At 62.8% G+C, this 17,908-nt stretch carries 18 protein-coding genes; 8 read left to right on the top strand and 10 right to left on the bottom strand.

What is annotated here, in order from left to right:
- Positions 1-10 precede the first annotated feature (10 nt).
- Genes AC2FNL_RS16870 through AC2FNL_RS16860 form a run of 3 tightly spaced genes read left to right on the top strand, consistent with a single transcriptional unit; the run spans position 11 to position 2,308 of the window.
- Positions 11-517: a DUF721 domain-containing protein gene (locus tag AC2FNL_RS16870; protein ID WP_496834408.1), complete on the top strand. Its 507-nt coding sequence runs from the start codon at positions 11-13 to the stop codon at positions 515-517.
- A 13-nt stretch (positions 518-530) separates the two neighbouring features.
- On the top strand, positions 531-1,196 hold the full coding sequence (locus AC2FNL_RS16865; protein ID WP_170341279.1) for a DsbA family protein: 666 nt from the start codon (positions 531-533) through the stop codon (positions 1,194-1,196).
- Positions 1,196-2,308 (top strand): CaiB/BaiF CoA transferase family protein, encoded by a 1,113-nt coding sequence (locus AC2FNL_RS16860; RefSeq protein WP_496834406.1) that lies wholly within the window; start codon positions 1,196-1,198, stop codon positions 2,306-2,308. Before AC2FNL_RS16865 ends, AC2FNL_RS16860 begins: the two co-directional genes overlap by 1 nt.
- Here AC2FNL_RS16860 and lpxK read toward each other — a convergent pair.
- The 4 genes from lpxK to AC2FNL_RS16840 are packed head-to-tail and all read right to left on the bottom strand — an operon-like array spanning position 2,305 to position 6,655.
- Positions 2,305-3,303, bottom strand: coding sequence for a tetraacyldisaccharide 4'-kinase (gene lpxK, locus AC2FNL_RS16855; protein WP_496834405.1), 999 nt, complete (start codon positions 3,301-3,303; stop codon positions 2,305-2,307). The two genes, AC2FNL_RS16860 and lpxK, sit on opposite strands and share 4 nt — an antisense overlap.
- Positions 3,290-4,525, bottom strand: a complete 1,236-nt coding sequence (locus AC2FNL_RS16850; protein WP_496834404.1) for a 3-deoxy-D-manno-octulosonic acid transferase — start codon at positions 4,523-4,525, stop codon at positions 3,290-3,292. Before AC2FNL_RS16850 ends, lpxK begins: the two co-directional genes overlap by 14 nt.
- The gene (locus AC2FNL_RS16845; RefSeq protein WP_496834403.1) at positions 4,522-5,322 is read right to left on the bottom strand and encodes a 3'(2'),5'-bisphosphate nucleotidase CysQ; all 801 of its coding nucleotides are present in this window, start codon (positions 5,320-5,322) and stop codon (positions 4,522-4,524) included. Before AC2FNL_RS16845 ends, AC2FNL_RS16850 begins: the two co-directional genes overlap by 4 nt.
- Positions 5,309-6,655: a TldD/PmbA family protein gene (locus AC2FNL_RS16840; protein WP_496834402.1), complete on the bottom strand. Its 1,347-nt coding sequence runs from the start codon at positions 6,653-6,655 to the stop codon at positions 5,309-5,311. The genes AC2FNL_RS16845 and AC2FNL_RS16840 overlap by 14 nt, the downstream gene beginning before the upstream one ends.
- 351 nt (positions 6,656-7,006) lie before the next feature.
- Between AC2FNL_RS16840 and AC2FNL_RS16835 the strand changes: the two genes are divergently transcribed.
- Entirely contained in the window at positions 7,007-7,792 is a 786-nt protein-coding gene (locus AC2FNL_RS16835; protein WP_496834401.1) for a hypothetical protein, read from the top strand.
- A gap of 78 nt (positions 7,793-7,870) precedes the next feature.
- Here the strand turns inward: AC2FNL_RS16835 and AC2FNL_RS16830 are convergent, their stop codons facing one another.
- Entirely contained in the window at positions 7,871-9,394 is a 1,524-nt protein-coding gene (locus AC2FNL_RS16830; RefSeq protein ID WP_496834400.1) for a DUF2125 domain-containing protein, read from the bottom strand.
- A gap of 133 nt (positions 9,395-9,527) precedes the next feature.
- Here AC2FNL_RS16830 and AC2FNL_RS16825 point away from each other — a divergent pair, with 133 nt between their 5' ends.
- The 3 genes from AC2FNL_RS16825 to AC2FNL_RS16815 are packed head-to-tail and all read left to right on the top strand — an operon-like array spanning position 9,528 to position 11,613.
- Positions 9,528-10,277 (top strand): SDR family oxidoreductase, encoded by a 750-nt coding sequence (locus tag AC2FNL_RS16825; RefSeq protein WP_093964250.1) that lies wholly within the window; start codon positions 9,528-9,530, stop codon positions 10,275-10,277.
- Positions 10,274-10,882 carry an enoyl-CoA hydratase/isomerase family protein gene (locus AC2FNL_RS16820; RefSeq protein WP_496834399.1) on the top strand — a complete coding sequence of 203 codons (609 nt, stop codon included), beginning with the start codon at positions 10,274-10,276 and terminating at the stop codon, positions 10,880-10,882. The genes AC2FNL_RS16825 and AC2FNL_RS16820 overlap by 4 nt, the downstream gene beginning before the upstream one ends.
- Positions 10,879-11,613 carry a VOC family protein gene (locus AC2FNL_RS16815; protein ID WP_496834398.1) on the top strand — a complete coding sequence of 245 codons (735 nt, stop codon included), beginning with the start codon at positions 10,879-10,881 and terminating at the stop codon, positions 11,611-11,613. The genes AC2FNL_RS16820 and AC2FNL_RS16815 overlap by 4 nt, the downstream gene beginning before the upstream one ends.
- On the opposite strand, the gene AC2FNL_RS16810 is transcribed toward AC2FNL_RS16815, so the two are convergent.
- Positions 11,614-11,910, bottom strand: coding sequence for an HNH endonuclease (locus AC2FNL_RS16810; RefSeq protein WP_496834688.1), 297 nt, complete (start codon positions 11,908-11,910; stop codon positions 11,614-11,616).
- Between the two features lie 48 nt (positions 11,911-11,958).
- On the opposite strand from AC2FNL_RS16810, the gene AC2FNL_RS16805 reads away from it, so the two are divergent.
- On the top strand, positions 11,959-13,149 hold the full coding sequence (locus tag AC2FNL_RS16805; protein WP_496834397.1) for a TIGR03862 family flavoprotein: 1,191 nt from the start codon (positions 11,959-11,961) through the stop codon (positions 13,147-13,149).
- Here the strand turns inward: AC2FNL_RS16805 and AC2FNL_RS16800 are convergent.
- The 4 genes from AC2FNL_RS16800 to leuS all read right to left on the bottom strand — a co-directional run bounded on the left by AC2FNL_RS16800 (position 13,146) and on the right by leuS (position 17,873).
- On the bottom strand, positions 13,146-13,742 hold the full coding sequence (locus tag AC2FNL_RS16800; protein WP_093964255.1) for a glutathione S-transferase family protein: 597 nt from the start codon (positions 13,740-13,742) through the stop codon (positions 13,146-13,148). The genes AC2FNL_RS16805 and AC2FNL_RS16800 overlap by 4 nt on opposite strands.
- 81 nt (positions 13,743-13,823) lie before the next feature.
- Positions 13,824-14,852, bottom strand: coding sequence for a DNA polymerase III subunit delta (gene holA / locus AC2FNL_RS16795; RefSeq protein ID WP_093964256.1), 1,029 nt, complete (start codon positions 14,850-14,852; stop codon positions 13,824-13,826).
- Positions 14,849-15,349, bottom strand: coding sequence for an LPS assembly lipoprotein LptE (gene lptE, locus AC2FNL_RS16790; protein ID WP_496834395.1), 501 nt, complete (start codon positions 15,347-15,349; stop codon positions 14,849-14,851). The genes holA and lptE overlap by 4 nt, the downstream gene beginning before the upstream one ends.
- Positions 15,336-17,873, bottom strand: a complete 2,538-nt coding sequence (gene leuS / locus AC2FNL_RS16785; protein WP_496834394.1) for a leucine--tRNA ligase — start codon at positions 17,871-17,873, stop codon at positions 15,336-15,338. The genes lptE and leuS overlap by 14 nt, the downstream gene beginning before the upstream one ends.
- Between the last annotated feature and the right edge of the window lie 35 nt (positions 17,874-17,908).

Here is a 17,908-nt window from a genome sequence, read left to right as displayed (position 1 = left end):
TGGAAACCAGATGCAACCAAGACGGTCCACCACCCGCGGGTTCAAACGCACCGCGTCCTTGCTGAGCGATCGGATCCGCAAAGCCGGTGAAAGCCGCGGCTTTGCTGTGTCGCGCCTGTTGACCCATTGGGCCGATATCGTGGGCCCCGACATCGCTGCCATCGCCCGACCGGTCAAGGTGGGCTATGGCAAGGGTGGGTTCGGCGCCACATTGACCGTGCTGACCACCGGACCGCAGGCCCCGATGCTCGAGATGCAGAAGGGCCGTCTGCGCGACAAGGTAAATGCCGTCTATGGCTACAGTGCCATCAGCCGCATCCGCATCACCCAGACCGCTCCGACCGGATTTGCCGAGGGGCAGGCCAGTTTCGAACACCGTCCGAAACAGGCGAAACCCACCATCGCACCGGAAGTCGTTGCCGAGGCAGACAAAGTGGCGCGCGAGGTTCACGACCAAGACTTGCGTGCCGCCCTTGAACGACTGGGCCGTAACGTTCTATCCAAACAAAAACGCTGAGAAAGGGCTGAGTATGAGCCGTATTGCAACCGTAATCTGCGCGGCCGTGGCGCTGGCCGCAGGCGGCTATTGGCTGACCCAATCGCCAAGCACCGTACCTGTGCCACAACTGGTCGGCAGCGCCGAAGCGCAAAACGCCGATCTGGACACCTCGACCATCGTCGAGATGGTTCAGGGGGCCGAGGACGCACCGGTCGAGATCATCGAATATGCGTCCTATACCTGCCCGCACTGCGCGAATTTCCATCAGGGGCCGTACAAGCAGCTCAAGAAGGAATACATCGACACCGGCAAGGTCAAGTTCATCTACCGCGAGGTCTATTTCGACCGCTACGGCATCTGGGCGTCGATGGTGGCGCGCTGCGGTGGCCCTGAGAAGTTCTTTGGCATCACCGACCTGATCTATCAGGGCCAGTCCGAATGGACCCGCGCCGGCGGCCCGGCCGAGATCGTGGAAGAACTGCGCAAGATCGGCCGTCTGGCCGGGCTGAGCAACGATCAGCTGGAAGCCTGCCTGCAGGACGGCACCAAGGCGCAGACCCTCGTCGCCTGGTACCAGAAAAACGCCGAGCAAGACGGTATCCAAGCCACCCCGTCCTTTGTCGTCAACGGCAAAAAGGTCGACAACCAGTCCTATGACGAGTTCAAGGCGCTGATCGAAAAGGAACTGGGCAACTGATGACCGGGCCTCTGGCCGGTCTCAAGGTTGTCGAACTGGCGCGCATTCTGGCTGGCCCCTGGGCCGGCCAAACCTTTGCCGATCTGGGCGCCGAGGTAATCAAGGTGGAATCCCCGGCCGGTGATGACACCCGCGCCTGGGGTCCGCCCTTCGTGACCCGCGATCAGGATGTCTCGGCGGCCTATTACCATTCGACCAATCGCGGCAAGGCGTCGGTAATCGCCGATTTCTCGACCCCCGAAGGGCAGGAGAAGGTGCGCGCACTGGTCGCTGACGCCGATGTGGTGATCGAAAATTTCAAGGTTGGCGGGCTGAAGAAATTCGGGCTGGACTATGACAGCCTCAGCCAGTTGAACCCGCGCCTCGTCTATTGCTCGATCACCGGGTTCGGGCAGACCGGGCCTTATGCGCATCGGGCTGGCTATGATTTCATCATCCAGGGCATGTCGGGTCTGATGTCCGTGACCGGAGAGCCCGACGGCCAGCCGCAGAAGGCAGGCGTGGCGATCACCGACGTGTTCACCGGCATTTATGCAGTGGCCGGGGTTCTGGCCGCCTTGCACCAGCGCCAGCGCACCGGGCGCGGGCAGCATGTGGACATGGCCCTGCTGGACGTGGCCGTGGCGGTCACGGCAAACCAGGCGCTGAACTATCTGACCACGGGCCAGGTGCCGCAGCGCATGGGCAACGCGCATGTGAACCTGGCGCCCTATCAGGTGTTCGATTGTGCCGACGGACACATTATCATCGCCACCGGGAATGACCGGCAATATCAGCGCCTGTGCCAGGTGTTGAACTTGCCCGACATGGCCGAGGCGCCAGAATATCTGCACAACAAGGACCGGCTGGCCAATCGCCGAACCCTGATCGCACGGCTGAACGGGGCCACAGCGACCTGGGCCAAGGCCGACCTGCTGGCCGCCTGCGAGGCGCAAGGCATCCCCGCCGGGCCGATCAACACGCTGGACGAGGTCATGGCCGATCCGCAGGTGATCGCGCGCGGCATGCAGATTGACTTGGACGGGGTGCCGGGGATTCGCGCGCCATTCGTCTTTTCGGATGCCGATCTGAACCTGTCGCGCCCCGCCCCGAAACTGGGCGAAGACGACTAGGGCGGCGGCGCGGCCGTCAGCAGACGTTGCCGCACGTCGTCGGCCTGATCCACCTGCAGGCGCACCGGCAGGGTGATGACCTTGCTGCGGAAGGCGGGCGGCAGGCGAACGGCGTCTTTTTCGGTGGTGACCATCTGCGCGCCCAGCAGCCGCGCCTCGTTTTCCAGCCGGGTCATCAAGGCCGGCGTCAGCGGTTGGTGATCGTCCAGAGCCTCGGCCCGCAGCAGCCGCGCGCCCTGCTGGCGCAGGGTCTGAAAGAACTTCTCGGGGTGGCCGATGCCGGCAAAGGCCAGAACCGGAGTTTCGCTCCAGTCCATCCCGGTTTGCAGTGCCTTGACCTGACCGGTGGCGTGCGGAACGCCCAGCTTGTCGCTCCATTGCTGCGCGAACTGTTCCTGCGCGGCCGAGTCGCCCAGCGACAGCACCAGATCGGCCCGTTGCAGCCCGACATCGACCGGCTCGCGCAGCGGTCCGGCGGGCAGGCACAGGCCGTTGCCAAAGCCGCGGGCCGCGTCCACCACGACGATCGAGAATGCCTTGGCCACCGAAGGGTTCTGGAACCCGTCGTCCAGCACGATCGCGGTGGCGCCGTCCTCGGCTGCGGCGCGGGCGCCGGCGGCACGGTCCTTGGCGACCCAGACCTCGGCGAAGGCCGCCAGCAGCAAGGGCTCGTCACCAACCTGCGCCGCCGTGTGTCGGATCGGGTCCACCCGAACCGGGCCTTCAAGCGATCCGCCATGGCCGCGGGTGACCACATGCGGCGTGTGATACACGTCACGCAACTGTTCCAGAACCCATATCGCCGTCGGCGTTTTGCCAGTGCCTCCGGCATTCAGGTTGCCGACGCAGATCACGGGTACACCCGGATCAACCCCGGGCCCCGACGCCACCCGCCGCGCCGTTGCCCGCGCATAGACGCGGCCAAGCGGCGCCAGCAGCATTGCGCGCAGGCCGGGGTGATCCGGCGCGTTGTTCCAGAATTCAGGCGCCTTCATGTTCCGCTCCGTGCTGGTCCAGATGTTCCTGTACCATGTCGATCAGAGTATCCACCTGGGGCGCGCTCTCGGTCACCAGTTGCCAACCGGCAAGGGCCATGTTCGCGGCCAGGTCCGGGGCCAGCAGTTCAACGACAGTGTCGCCCAGTTCGGTGGCGGTGCGAATTTCACGAGCGGCTCCTACACCATCAAGCGCGTCATACAGGGCCTTGTGGCCGCTCACGTCCGGCCCATGGATCAGGGCCGAGCCCAGGGCTGCGGCCGCGATCGGGTCATGCCCGCCTAATCCCGGCTCGAGCGTGCTGCCCATGAACGTTACTGGAGATACGCGATACCACAGTCCAAGGGCCTCGGGGTCCGACGCAAGGATGACCTGGGTCATGTCTTCGATCATGTCCCCATCTTCCCAGTTGGCGCAGCGCAGGTCCATCGTTTCCAGCCTTTTGCGCAGGGGCGCCGCCTCGGACATGTCCGCGACATGCAGGATCAGGGCCAGCCTCGGCAGCATCCGCATGGCCTGCCGATGTGCGCTGAGCACCGAGATGAATTCCTTGGCGTCGACCCACGCCGCCAGCCAGACCGGCCGCCCTGCAAACGCATGGTTTGTCTCGATCAGCTCGTCCTCGGGCCAGGGGCGAAGGGTGGGACTGATACTGAGCGGCGGAAACAGTGCCACCTTCGAAGCTGGGACGCCCAGACGTCGGATTTGCCGGGCTGCGTCTTCGGACGTGACGTGGATCGCACGGAAGCAGTCAAAGGTATAACGGTTGATGTCCGGCAGCCATTTCCCGACAAAGGCAACACGGACGTCGTTCTCGCCCTCAAGCAGGACCATGGGTATACCGCGTTCGGCCGCGCGGGTGATCACGTTGGGCATCAGGCCGCCGCCAACCCACAGCCCCATGTCAGGCTGCCAGTGCTCCAGGAATCCACGCGCCGCGCCGGTTTGTTCGTCAGGCAACGGAACCAGTTCCATGTCGCAATCCGCCCAGCGTGTCAGGTCAGCGTCAGGCGGGACGGTCAACAGAATCGACAGCCCTGGCCGGGACTGCTGCAGCCGCTTGCAAAAGTCGTTCACCGCGCGCACGCGCTGAGCGTTGGCAACATGAATCCAAAGCAACTCACCCGCGGGGCGAGGCGGCGTGTTGTGTCCGGTGGGCTTGGGAACACCCCAGGACAACGCGCGATAGGCCGCCAGGCTGAGGGATCGCGGTTTGCTCATGCCCGATGCCCCTGCATTGTCTGATCCAGTCGCCCTATCAGAATCTCGTGCAATTCGGAGCCGGCGCCAACAACACCGTTCAGCCGTGGGTTGGGGTTGTTGAATCGCAACGGGCGCCCGGTACGGTCAGTACAGGTGCCGCCTGCTTCGCGCAGGATCAGGTCCCCGGCCGCGATGTCCCATTCCCAGCTTGGGCGCAAGGTCAGCATCCCGTCGAACCTGCCCTGTGCGACCAGCGCCATACGGTAGGCCAGCGACGGGCGATAGGCCCGACGGAAGATCGGCGCGACCCCGCCCTGCCAATGATCCGGTTTCAGGTTCGGTTTTGCGGCCAGAACCTCGGCTTCGGCCTCTGTGGCCGCCGCGGTCACCCGGATCGGCTGCCCGTTCAGGGTTGCCCCCTGTCCCCGCGCGGCAGCAAACAGCATGTCGCGCATCGGCAGGTAGATCACGCCGGCGATGACCTGTCCGCGATCGGTGACCGCCAAGGAATGCGCCCAGGTCCGCGACCCTTCGGCAAAGCTACGGGTGCCGTCGATCGGGTCAATGATGAACACTCGGTCACGGGTCAATCGGTCCTGATTGTCCTCAGTCTCCTCGCTCAGCCAGCCATATCCGGGCCGCGCACTGGGCAGGTGTTGTTCCAGCATTGCGTTTACGGCCAGATCAGCTTCGGTCACTGGCCCGGCGCCCTTGGGTTTGTCCCAGCTCTGCATCTCGCGGCCTGCATAGGCGACGGCAATCCGGCCGGCCTCGCGTGCGGCGTCGATCAGCAGGGACAGGTCAGTTTCCGGCAAGTGTCATCCCTTCGATCAGAAGCGAGGGCACGACCCGGGACAGATAGGTACGCGCGTCATTGGCCGGGATGATCCGCATCAGCATGTCCCGCAGGTTTCCGGCAATCGTGCATTCGTTGACCGGGTGCGAGATCTCGCCGTTTTCGACCCAGAAACCCGACGCACCGCGTGAGTAATCGCCAGTATTGGGGTTGATGGTGGACCCGATCATCGAGGTCACCAGCAATCCCGTTCCCATGTCGCGAAGCAGGTCGTCGCGGCTGGATTCGCCCTGGGTAAGGCTCAGGTTCCAGTTGCTGGGAGATGGAGGACCGGACACGCCACGGGCGGCGTTCCCGGTGGATTTCATGCCCAGTTTGCGCGCGCTTGACAGGTCTAGAGTCCATCCGGTCAGCACGCCGTTTTCGACGACCATCCGGTGCGCGGTCGGCAATCCTTCGGCATCAAACGGGCGCGATCCCGCAATCCTGGGGCGATGGGGGTCTTCGACCAGTGACAGATCTGCAGGCAGCACCTGCTGGCCTAGGCTGTCCTTTAGCCAAGAGGCACCGCGGGCCACCGCCGCGCCGTTGCTGGCCGCCAGAAGATGCCCGATCAAAGAGGACGAGATCCGCTCGTCGAACAATACCGGGAAGCGCCCTGTTTCCGGCTTCCGGGCACCCACTCGCTGCACGGCACGCTCGCCGGCGATCCGGCCGATCTCGTCGGGGCTGCGCAGGTCGGACTGAAAGCTGCGGCTGTCTCCGTCATAGTCGCGTTCCATCCCGGTGCCTTCGCCCGAGATCGCCACGCATGAAACCGAGCGGCTGCTGCGCGCATAGCCACCGGAAAACCCATTTGTCGCGGACAGATGAACCCGGTGAGTGCCATAGGATGCCGCCGCATCAGACACCTGGGTAACGCCTTCCACCGCCAGTGCCGCAGCCTCGGCGGTCAGCGCGTCCTGCATCAGAGCGTCTGCTGAAGGTTCGGGCGTGGAGTCAAAAAGCTCCAAGGAGTCGACAGAAAAATCGCCGGCCAGTTGTTCCGGATCTGCCAGGCCAGCGAACGGATCCTCGGGCGCTTCGCGCGCCATGGCCACGGCCCGTTCGGCCATGGCGGCAAGCGTTTCGGGACGACTGTCCGAGCCTGACACGATGGCCTGCTGCTTGCCGATGAAAACACGCAACCCCACGTCGGTGCTTTCGGCGCGTTCGGCGTGCTCCAAAGCGCCGCCGCGCACCTCGACCGAGACCGAGGATCCGTCGATCACGATCGTGTCGGCCGCTTCGGCTCCGGCCTTGCGGGCCAGGTCCAGCATTTCGTGGCTGATTGCTTCGGGTGATCGGGTCATGGTGCCTCCAATTGATTGTATTGGACCTAGCCTTGGTCAACCCGCCTCGCAAGCCCTTGGGTGTATCCAATGCGTCACGGGAGGTGACGGCAGGTTCGGAAATCGGGGCCCACGGAAATGGATACCGCTGGGAAGGGCCGCAGCTGCAGGGTAAGCTGGCTGCAGAGAATGACCGGCAGTCCGGCGGCAGTAATATTTGAGGTATGAGGTTTGGCGCGCTTCTTTGTGGTTGAGTTTGACGAGCCCGGTGTCCTGGCCAAGGGCAAAGGGTCTCGCAACATCATCGTGCGCCTGACTCGGGTGATGGGTAAGCTGGGCGTTCCCTCCGAGGTTTTGCCCTTCGCCGAATTGATGGCACGCGGTGCGATCGACGACCCGCAGAGTTACGTTCTGCTTCACTACAACGAGCTGTTTGTCGTTCAGAACGAAAAAGTTGACTGGCTGCGTGCGCGGGAATCTGAAATCGAGGCACTGGGCCACAGGATTTTGCACTCGGTCGAACATGGCCGCGTCGTCGGGCACAAGATCCGTCAGAACAAGGTTCTGACAGCGGCAGGGGTTCCAATGCCCCGGCTTGTCGAGAATGGGTCTTCGTTTGAAACTGCGTTCTCGAACGAAGTTTCGAACGCTCATGTTCCGGTTCAGCTTGTCGGGAATGCGGCGGAGTTGGACCCGGATCGTTACAACACCGAGTATGTCGATTGTCGTCACGAGTATGAAGGTGAGATGTGGCACGTCTGCATTCGTGCGCAAGCGGTGGGCGAACAGGTTCTGTTTTCGTGGGTTAGAGCGGGGCCGCAGCCAAACGTTCGAACTCGTGGAACACCCCTCGACACCAAGCTCTTGAACCACTTCCATTCCAAGCTGGTTGTTCCGAACACTGATCAGATCGGGGAAATTGCGAGCGCGATAAAAAAGGCGCTCGGCGTCGGTTTCTTTGCGCACGATATCTTACCATGCGCAAAGACAGGCCGACTTTTTCTGTGCGAAACCAATTACAAATTCTACGAGGGCTTCTATCGTTTCTACATGAAGCCGATTGCAAAAGACCTGCCCAATCAGGCCTTTTTTGATGGGCGCAAAGTTACACGGCGGATGGCTCGGGCTTTGGTGCAGGAACTTGATTTGAAGACCTGAAAAGCCCGAGATTGCATCGGACCAAAGAAAAAGGGCGCGGAACACCGCGCCCTTGGTCGAAGGCCAGGCCAAGCGAGCTTACTTGATCCGTTGACCATTGGCCAAAATCTGGCCGTCCTTGGTGAACTCGATCTTGGAGTTCAGCGTATCGGGTTGGTCACCCGGAACGGCCATCATCCCCATCATCATGCGCGCGCCCATGGCGTCGTTCTCGGACATGAACCCCATTCCGATCAGCTTGTCGATCAGGGCATTGGCACCTACCAGTTGGAGGTTTGCCTCACCCGCCGGCGCCGGAACGCCGCCGAACTCTTCGGTGTTCGAGTTGTCGAAGGTGAAATCACCGGTGCCCGTCAGCTTGGCGCCGACCATCGAGACCAGCAGTTCATTGACTTTGAGCGAATGCAGTTCGGCCGGAACTTCGTCCGAGCTTTCCAAAGCTTCTGCAACTTCCGGGTCCAGGAAGTTCAGGAGAACCTTTGCGGTGCCCGTTGCATCCAGCGCGATTGTGGCTGGATCGCGCGGCAAGGCGCCTGCGGGGTCGAACATGCTCCACAGAATGTCGGACATGGTGAAGTCTGTCAGGTTCATCGCAAAGCCGAACGGCTCGACCTCTTCGGATGCCTGGATAGGTGCCTCGAGTTTCAGGCCGGCCTTCGCCATTGCAATCTCGATGGGAAATGGCAGGTCTGCCGTGGTTACTTCGATTTTTGCATTGTTCTGTTCGACGTCATACGCCAGACGCTCGGCGTCGATGCTGGCACCGAAGCGGCCACCGTCCGAACTGCTGGCCATCGAGAAAGCCTCGCCCTCGCTGGTGCCTGCGATGCTGGTTTGGCCAGCGCCGTAGGTGAAGATCCCGTCAAAGGCAAAACCAGCCTCATATGCGCCTTCCACGTCCGCCAGGCTGAAGCCTTCGGGGATTACGTTCTTGCCTTCAAACTCCAGCTGGTCGAGCTTGCCGTTGATGCGTGCATCTTCGCCCGTTTCCGGGTCTTGGAAATTCAGGTCATAGGTCAGGTTTGCCGCCGTGAAGTTCTGGTCGACCTTGCGGCCCTCTCCGATCTGCATCCGGGATGCACCGGCCAGGTTGATCATCTCAAAACCCAGATCCAGCGCGTCGTCGGGCATCGCTTCGCCATCGACCATGATGTTGTCGAGCGCCAGCGCCAGCTTGTTGGCAGAGTAGTCATAGGTCATGTCGTCGGGCGTCCCCGAAACCAGCATTTTCAAGCCGGTCTGCGAGTACAGGATATCCACCGAGAATTCCTCCTCCTCGGCCTGGCCGGATACCGTCATGGGGAAGCTTTCGGGGAATTCGATGCTGACCGTTCCGTCGCCGTTTTCCGTCAGGGTCATTTCCGGAACGACCATGTCGAACGAGCCTTCTCCCTCGGGAAGGTCCATCTTCATGGTCATGTTCGTGATGGTGGTGACGTCGCCAGAGGTGTTCTGCTCGCCGGTGATGGTGTACCCCATGCTGCCCATGTAGGTCTGCCAATCCGACCAGACATCGTTGGCGGACAGATCGGCAAAAGCGCCTTGGGTTGCAACGGCATAAGCCAGCGCGGCACCGCAGCTGCGGCGGAAGAAAACAGACATAAGGGAACCCTTCTCGGTAAAATTTGCGCGCATGGTCGTGGTTGTCGCGGCTGCCGTCAAGGGGCAAGGGCTGGACGATTTCCCCGTTTGCGCGGTACCACTTTACTCGATTTCAATCCAAAAGGATTACAGGATGCATATGAAGGGCAAAACAGTACTGATCACCGGAGCCAGCCGCGGCATCGGCGCCGAAGCAGGGCGCGTATTTGCCGCAGCCGGCGCCAATGTCGCGCTGGTAGCGCGCAGCCATGATCAGATCGACGCATTGGCCGCGGCGTTGGGTGAGAACGCCATCGCGCTGTCCTGCGACGTCAGCGATTTTGCGCAGGTGGAACAAGCGGTTGCGGATTGCGCCGACCGCTTTGGCCGCGTGGACGTGCTGATCGGCAATGCGGGTGTGATCGATCCGATTTTTCACCTGTCAAATGCCGATCCAGCAGCCTGGAGCAAGGCCATCGACATCAACCTCAAAGGTGTGTTCCACGGGATGCGCGCGGTTCTGCCGCTGATGCGGGCGGCGGGCGGCGGGACGGTTCTGACCGTTTCCTCCGGAGCCGCCTCGAATCCGGTCGAGGCCTGGAGCCACTACTGCGCGTCCAAGGCTGGGGCGAAAATGCTGACCGAATGTCTGCACCTCGAAGAGGCGCATCACGGCATTCGCGCCATGGGCCTGTCCCCGGGCACGGTGGCGACCGACATGCAGCGGGTCATCAAGGCCAGCGGCATCAACCCGGTCAGCCAGCTGGACTGGGACGATCACATCCCGGCCGACTGGCCGGCGCGGGCGCTGCTGTGGATGTGCTCGGAAGATGCGGACGAGTTTCTGGGAACCGAGATTTCGCTGCGCCGTGACGACATTCGCCAGAGGATCGGCCTGACGTGATCGACCTGACCCAGCAGGACGGTCTTTGGACGGTCACGATCAACAACCCCGGCAAGGCCAATGCCCTGACCGGGGCCATGTTGTCGGACCTGTTGCAGATCGCCGAAGCGGCCCAAGAGGCACGCGCCCTTATCCTGACCGGAGCGGGCAAGGTGTTCAGTGCCGGTGCCGATCTGGACGAGGCGCGGGCAGGCCTTGCGACCTCGGACCTGTGGGAGCGTTTGTCTGGAGCCATCGCGGCGCTGCCCTGCCTGACCGTCGCTGCGTTGAACGGCACCATGGCGGGCGGGGCCAACGGTATGGCATTGGCCTGTGACCTGCGCATCGCGGTGCCCACGGCCAAGGTCTTCTACCCGGTCATGCGGTTGGGGTTCCTGCCGCAGCCATCGGACGTGAAACGCATGCGGGCGCTGATCGGCCCCGCCCGGACCAAGTTGATCCTGATGGCAGGCCAGAAGGTCACCGCAGACGAAGCGCTTGCCTTTGGCCTGGTGGACCGGGTGGTCGCCCCGGAAGATCTGATGCAGACCGCGCGGGACCTGGTTGCCGACAGCCTGGCCGCTGATCCGCAGAGGGCGGCCGGTATCGCCGGGATGTGCGGATGAGGATCGCTGCCCTTCGCCTGCGTGTGGCTGATCCCGCACGGCTGGCCGATTTCTACAAGGCAAACCTCGGCATGGTCGTTCGTGCCGAGGGAGATGCGCGACGAGTGGGCTATCCGGGACCCAGCGCCGACCTTCTGCTGTTGCCCGGAGGCTGCGGATACGCCCACGACCGGGGTCAGAGGTACTGGAAGATCGGCATCACCCTGCCGGATCTTGACCTTGCTGCGGAATGGCTCCGGCGCGCCGGCGTCAACGTCAGCCGCCCGGCCCAGTTTCGAGATATCGGTTACATGTGCCACCTCTCGGACCCGGAAGGCTTCTCGATCGAGCTTCTTCAGCATGATTTCGAGGGGAACCGGCCCGAAAAGCAGCCGGATGCGAAGCCGTTCGGACAGGCCGCCGTGGGCCAGATCACTCGGCGGACCGGCGACATTTCGGCAGAGGATGCGTTCTGCAGGGATTTGGGCCTGCGCCTGCTCTCCATGCAGGACGTGGCCTCGCACGGGTTTGATCTGCATTTCTATGCCTTCACGACCGAGGTGCCGCCGGACCCTGATCTCTGGGCGGTGGCCAATCGCGAATGGCTGTGGAAACGTCCCTATACCACCTTGGAATACCAGCATATTCCCGATGCGCGGATCGTTCCCGCGCCAGACTTTCTGGGCATCGAGGTCGAGGGCCTGGCTGCAACGGAAACAGACCCGATGGGTGACCCGTTCCTGCCAGCCTGATCAACGGCCGCGACGTCGGCCCGGGACTTTGGATTGAAATCCCGGCGGACGTTTGCGTACCCAGTCCAGAAACCGGTTCAGCCGGGGATGCGTGCGCAGGCTTTCTACAGTGTTGAAGTCTCGCGCAAGCTCGGCTTCGGTCAGGATAGCGTGCACCTCCTTGTGGCAGATCTTGTGCAGCAGAACGGTGGGACCGCCCTTGCCACCTTTGAGTTTTGGGATCAGATGGTGCAGGCTGCCGGTCCCGTTCGGGATCGGGCGGTTGCAGAGCGGGCAGGTCGGATCGCTGTTCGTCATCACTGGAACACAGTCGCGGCTGAACGTAAGTCAGGCAAGAGGGCAGATATGGCACAGGCAGTGGTGATCGGGGCGGGGCCCGCCGGGCTGATGGCCGCCCAAGAGCTTGCCGGGGCCGGACACAATGTGCTGGTTGCCGAGGCCAAACCCTCGGTGGCCCGCAAATTCCTGATGGCGGGGAAGTCCGGTCTGAACCTGACAAAGGACGAGCCGTTTGACCGCCTGATTTCGGCGTACGGCGATGCGGCGGACTGGTTGTACCCAATCATTGCCGCATTCGATGCGCAAAGCGTGCAAAGCTGGGCACGGGACTTGGGCCAAAATCTGTTCACGGGGTCCACAGGGCGGGTATTTCCCCAATCAAAAAAAGCTTCGCCATTGCTACGCGCCTGGCTGGCGCGACTGGACGAGATGAGGGTCGAAATTCGAACCCGTTGGCGCTGGCTGGGTTGGGACGGCACCGCGCTGGTCTTTGATACGCCAGTAGGTCGGCAGAAAGTGGTTGCTGACGTCACGGTTCTGGCGCTTGGCGGTTCCAGCTGGGCGCGTCTGGGATCCGATGGCGTCTGGGCGCCGGCTCTGGCCGAGGCTGGTGTTCCGCTGACCCCTTTTGCACCATCGAACGCGGCGCTGTCCGTCGAATGGAGCCCCCACATGGCCGCGCATTTCGGCCAGGCGCTGAAATCTGTTCGGTGGCGCGCGGGCGACCTTGCCAGCCGTGGCGAGGCGGTCATTTCGGCCAAAGGCCTGGAAGGGGGCGGTCTTTATCCGCTGACACCCGCACTGCGGCAGGGATCTGATCTGTACGTGGACCTCGTGCCGGACCGCACGATCCACGATCTGTCCAGGCGTTTGTCGACAGCTGCCCCGAAAACCACATTGACGCGTTGGTTGAAGAACGGCCTGCGCCTGCCTCCGCCAAAGATCGCCCTGTTCCACGAAATGACCCACGGGCAGAATCTCCGCCGCGATGATTGGGTCAAGACTTTGAAGGCTTTGCCTGTTCGCAATGCAGGCTTGCGCCCGCTGGACGAAGCCATTTCGACTGCGGGTGGCGTTGCGAGAAGCGGGCTGGACTCGGGGCTGATGCTGAAAGCCAAGCCCGGCGTGTTCTGCGCAGGCGAGATGCTGGATTGGGAAGCCCCGACCGGCGGCTATCTGTTGACCGCATGCCTGGCGACAGGTCGATGGGCAGGGCGCTCGGCCGCAGAACGGGCCGGGCCGTCCCAAGCGGATTAGGCGGATTTGGCCATTTCACCCAGTTTCTTGTAGGCCGGACGCTCGCGAACGCGCTTGCCGTAGGCTTTCAGGCTGTCTGAATTCATCGGGAAGCCAGCCGATTTTGCCCAGCTCATGCAGTGAATGCACAGGATGTCCGCGATCGTCATCTGCTCGCCCTGAAGAAATGGTCCTTTGAACCGTTGCCCCATGCGTTGAAAGCTGCGGTCAAACTCCCATTTGGCAGTTTCGACGACCTGTGGAACGCGTTTGTCCTTGGGCAGGATGAACATATGGCGGGCGGCCAGCCACAGCGGAGCATCGAATTCTTCCAACAGCGCGTGCAACAACGAATCCTGCTCGGCCCGTTCCGGGGTGCCGGCGGGGTAGGTGAAGGCCCCGTGCTTGTCCGCCAGATAGGTCATGATCGCCGCGCTGTCCGAAATGATTGCATCGCCATCCTGCAGGACAGGGATCTTGCCCGTTCCGTTCAGGTCCAGAACGCGCGGATCGTGCGGGCCGGCATCGATCCACTCATAGTCCTGCCCCAGTTCCTCCAATAGCCAAATCACCCGAGAGGCACGACTCTGGATGCGCCCGTAGATCTTGTACATGTCATGCTCCTGCGTGGTTGCTCTGGCGTCAGGGTGGGGGGCTGCGCCGCCGCGTCAAGTCGGACGCGCCGTCAGTTCAATTCAGCGTGACCGCGCCAGCATGGCCAGCCGGATCAGAGCGCGCTCGACCAGGGCCATGGCCGGGGCAGTCTGCCCCGCCGACCGGAGAGACAGATCCGTGTCCGTCAGCACGGTCAAAGCGGTCTGCAGCTTGTGCGCGCCCCAATTCTGCGCCTGCCGAAGGATCCGGTCACGCCGTTTGCCATAGACCGGCGGCCGGAGTTTGCCGATCCCTTGCGCCGCGCCACCGGGGTCCGAGGCGCAGGCATAAAGCGTGCGAAAATGGCGGGTCGCGCCGATGCATAGGGACACCGCATTGGTTCCCTGCGCCTGCAACCGTCGGATCAGGGGCCCGATTTCACCGGATCGGCCTTCGGCAACGACGTTGAGAACGTCATCCAGGGCCGCCTCATTAGATTGCGGTGCGCAGGCCTCGATGTCTTCGACGGCAACGTCTGAGGCATCACCGCGTTTGTAAAGAGACAGCTTTTCAACAGTTTGCGCAAAGTCGCCCGGGCTGAGTTCGGTCGCCAGATCGCTGAGTACGGACATCGCGTCACGGGGAACGCCTGCAAGTCCGGCTTGGGCCAGAACACGCTCGATCTCAGCGCGCGACGGTGGGTCGTCATAGATCCCGACCGCATAGGCAGCCCGATGGCCTTCGAACGCTTTGCGCAGCTTCGAGCTGGCCTTGAGCTGCCCGGCGGTCACAATGATCTGAGCGTCGCCTTGCGCCCAATCCTCGAGCGCGGCGGCGATCGCCGGGGTTGCGGCGTCGGTTGCATCCTCGACGAATACGGCGCGCGCGCCGGGAAAGAACCCGACGGCCTTCACGGCATCCAGCAGAAGGGCAGGATCCGCCCGCAGATCCGAGGCCGGAAGACGGGTCAGGCGCATTTCCTCTTCGGCACCCGGGCCCAAGAGCGCGGCCAATACCTGCTGGCGCTTGAGCGCGACGCGCATGGCGTCGGCGCCGTAGATCAACAATCCCGTCTTGTCGGGGTCAGGTTTGGCGAAATACCCCTCGGCGTCGCGCGGGGACAGCTTCATGAAGCCAAGCCCGGTGCGGAATACAGGCGCGTGACGATCTGATCGGACAGGATGACCATCAGCCTCTCCTTGGCATCCCGTTCATCAGCGAGCGTGGAAACGGTGGACCCCGCGGCGGAGTAGCCTACGAAATCGGCCACAGTGCCGGAGACAAGAATCTGGCCCGTTTCATTGGATTTCAGCGTATAGCTGGCGCGCCCGTCGATCGAATACCGGTTGGTCTCGTTCGAGGTCGTGATGGCGGCCCCGCGGGTCACCGTAGAGACCTGCACATTCAGGCTGTAATCCTTGGCCGAACTGACGCTGCGCCCGAGGGACTGCTCCAGATTCTGCACCAGAAGGTAGCTTTCGACGGAATCTGGCGCTGACACGGCGACCTTGCCGTATAATTCGCTGCCGGCGCCGCCCGGGGCATAAACCGGCTGGAACCCGCAAGCGGGCGCCACGGTCAACACCGCCAACGAAAGCAGCAGGTTTCTGCGGTCAAACAACGACATTCACGATCCGGCCCGGAACAACGATCACTTTTTTCGGAGCAGCGCCATCCAGCGCCTTCTGCACAGCTTCGGTGCTGAGCGCGATTTTTTCAACCTGCGTCTTGTCCAGATCCTTGGCCACGCTGATTTCGGCGCGGCGTTTGCCGTTGATCTGGATGGGCAGGGTGACGGTGTCATCGACCAGCATCGACTCGTCCGCCACCGGCCAGGGCGCCAACGCCACCAGCCCTTCGCCGCCCAGCATCTGCCACAGCTCTTCGGACAGGTGCGGGGTCATCGGCGACATCAGCTGCGCCAGCGTCTTGGCTGCCTGCCGCTTGGCCTGCGCGCCCGCCTTGGATTTGGCCAGCGTGTTGGTAAAGGCATAGAGCTTGGCGATCGAGGCGTTGAAGCCGAAGGATTCGACCCCGCCTGTCACGTCATGGATGGTCTTGTGCATCTCGCGCAGCAGCGAGTCGTCCTCGGCATTGGCCGGGGCGTCGGATGCGGCGATCTCGGACACGATGCGATGCACGCGGCTCAGGTGCTTGTGCGCGGCCTCGGCGCCGGCGGCGGTCCATTCCACGTCGCGCTCGGGCGGCGAATCGGACAGCACGAACCAGCGCGCGGTATCCGCCCCGAAGGCCGAGATGATGCTGACCGGGTCCACCACGTTCTTCTTCGATTTCGACATCTTGGCCGAGGGAATGATCTCGACCGGCTCGCCCGTCGCCTTCAGCTTGCCGTCCTCGACCTCTTCGGGAAGATGATAGACCGGGCGGCCCTTGTCGTCGCGGGTCTGATAGATTTCATGGGTCACCATGCCCTGAGTGAACAGCGCGTCGAAAGGCTCGATCGCCTTTTTCGGCAGATGCCCCGTCAGATGCATGGCCCGGGCGAAGAACCGCGAATACAGCAGGTGCAGGATCGCGTGTTCGATGCCGCCGATATACTGGTCCACGTTCATCCAGTATTCAGCCTCGGCCAGATCGGTGGGCGTTTCCGTACGCGGCGCGGTGAAACGGGCGAAATACCATGACGAATCGACAAACGTGTCCATCGTGTCGGTTTCGCGCTTGGCCGGTTTGCCGCAGGACGGGCAGGCGCAGTCGCGCCAAGTCGGGTGGCGGTCCAGCGGGTTGCCCGGTTTGTCGAAAGTGACATCGTCGGGCAGGCGAATCGGCAGGTTTTCCTTCTTTTCGGGCACCACGCCGCAATCGTCGCAATGCACCACCGGGATCGGACAGCCCCAATAGCGCTGGCGCGACAGGCCCCAGTCGCGCAGGCGGTACTTGGTCACGCCCTTGCCCCAGCCGGCCTGCTCGGCAAAGTCGATGGTGGCGTCGATCGCTTCTTGCCCGGTGGCCTCGGTCAGGCCGGCGAAATGGTTGACCCAGCGCACTTTCTGCTCTTTCGGCGGGACGAAAGCGATCTTGTCCACCGGCGTGTCGTCATCCAGCGCAAAGAAGGTGTCGATCACCGGCAGGTCGTATTTGCGGCAGAAATCCAGGTCGCGCTGGTCATGCGCGGGGCAGGCGAAGATCGCGCCGGTGCCGTAATCCATCAGGATGAAATTCGCGATCCAGACCGGCAGTTCCCAGTTCGGGTCCAGCGGGTGCTTGACGCGTATGCCGGTGTCGAAACCCAGCTTCTCGCCGGTCTCGATGGCCTCTTCCGTGGTGCCGCCCTTTCGACATTCGGCAACGAATTCTGCGACTTCAGGGTTCTCGGCCTCAAGCTGCTTGGCAATCGGGTGATCGGGCGAGATGCCTACGAAAGACGCACCCAGCAGCGTATCGGGCCGCGTGGTATAGACGGTGATGGGTGCACTGCCGTCGGTGCGCTCGAAGGCAAATTCCAGCCCGCGTGACTTGCCGATCCAGTTTTCCTGCATAAGCCGCACCTTGGCGGGCCAGTTGTCGAGCGTATCCAGCGCATCAAGCAGCTCTTCCGAAAACTCGGAGATCTTGAAGAACCACTGGGTCAGCTCGCGCCGCTCGACCAACGCGCCTGAGCGCCAGCCGCGGCCGTTTTCGACTTGTTCATTGGCCAGCACGGTCATGTCCACCGGGTCCCAGTTGACCACGGCGTTCTTGCGATAGACCAGCCCCGCATCCAGCATATCCAGGAACAGCGCCTGCTGCTGGCCGTAATATTCCGGGTCGCAGGTCGCGAATTCGCGCGACCAGTCGATCGACAGACCCAGCGGCTTCATCTGCGCGCGCATGTCGGCGATGTTGCCATAGGTCCAGTCCTTGGGGTGGCCGCCGATGGCCATGGCCGCGTTTTCCGCCGGCATCCCGAAGGCGTCCCAGCCCATCGGGTGCAGCACGTTGTGCCCGGTGCTCAGCTTGTGGCGCGCGATCACGTCACCCATGGTGTAGTTGCGCACATGCCCCATATGGATGCGCCCCGACGGATAGGGGAACATTTCCAGCACATAGTATTTCGGCTTGTCCGCCGTCCGTTTGGCGGTGAAGATCCCGGCCTTGTCCCAGGCCTCTTGCCATTTTGCTTCGATTTCGTTGGCCGAGTAACGCGACATCATGCGGTCCTTCGTGAATGAAAACGCCGGGCAGG

It is taken from the genome of Ruegeria sp. CRTD044, assembly GCF_059613485.1.
The sequence above is the reverse complement of the archived record's forward strand: the minus strand, read 5'-3'. Positions and strand labels throughout refer to the sequence as shown.

Coding starts and splice junctions, on each gene's coding strand:
- AC2FNL_RS16870 (WP_496834408.1), top strand. CDS start 11: ATGCAACCAAGACGGTCCACCACCCGCGGGTTCAAACGCACCGCGTCC.
- AC2FNL_RS16865 (WP_170341279.1), top strand. CDS start 531: ATGAGCCGTATTGCAACCGTAATCTGCGCGGCCGTGGCGCTGGCCGCA.
- AC2FNL_RS16860 (WP_496834406.1), top strand. CDS start 1,196: ATGACCGGGCCTCTGGCCGGTCTCAAGGTTGTCGAACTGGCGCGCATT.
- lpxK (WP_496834405.1), bottom strand. CDS start 3,303: ATGAAGGCGCCTGAATTCTGGAACAACGCGCCGGATCACCCCGGCCTG.
- AC2FNL_RS16850 (WP_496834404.1), bottom strand. CDS start 4,525: ATGAGCAAACCGCGATCCCTCAGCCTGGCGGCCTATCGCGCGTTGTCC.
- AC2FNL_RS16840 (WP_496834402.1), bottom strand. CDS start 6,655: ATGACCCGATCACCCGAAGCAATCAGCCACGAAATGCTGGACCTGGCC.
- AC2FNL_RS16835 (WP_496834401.1), top strand. CDS start 7,007: ATGGCACGCGGTGCGATCGACGACCCGCAGAGTTACGTTCTGCTTCAC.
- AC2FNL_RS16830 (WP_496834400.1), bottom strand. CDS start 9,394: ATGTCTGTTTTCTTCCGCCGCAGCTGCGGTGCCGCGCTGGCTTATGCC.
- AC2FNL_RS16825 (WP_093964250.1), top strand. CDS start 9,528: ATGCATATGAAGGGCAAAACAGTACTGATCACCGGAGCCAGCCGCGGC.
- AC2FNL_RS16815 (WP_496834398.1), top strand. CDS start 10,879: ATGAGGATCGCTGCCCTTCGCCTGCGTGTGGCTGATCCCGCACGGCTG.
- AC2FNL_RS16810 (WP_496834688.1), bottom strand. CDS start 11,910: ATGACGAACAGCGATCCGACCTGCCCGCTCTGCAACCGCCCGATCCCG.
- AC2FNL_RS16805 (WP_496834397.1), top strand. CDS start 11,959: ATGGCACAGGCAGTGGTGATCGGGGCGGGGCCCGCCGGGCTGATGGCC.
- AC2FNL_RS16800 (WP_093964255.1), bottom strand. CDS start 13,742: ATGTACAAGATCTACGGGCGCATCCAGAGTCGTGCCTCTCGGGTGATT.
- holA (WP_093964256.1), bottom strand. CDS start 14,852: ATGAAGCTGTCCCCGCGCGACGCCGAGGGGTATTTCGCCAAACCTGAC.
- lptE (WP_496834395.1), bottom strand. CDS start 15,349: ATGTCGTTGTTTGACCGCAGAAACCTGCTGCTTTCGTTGGCGGTGTTG.
- leuS (WP_496834394.1), bottom strand. CDS start 17,873: ATGTCGCGTTACTCGGCCAACGAAATCGAAGCAAAATGGCAAGAGGCC.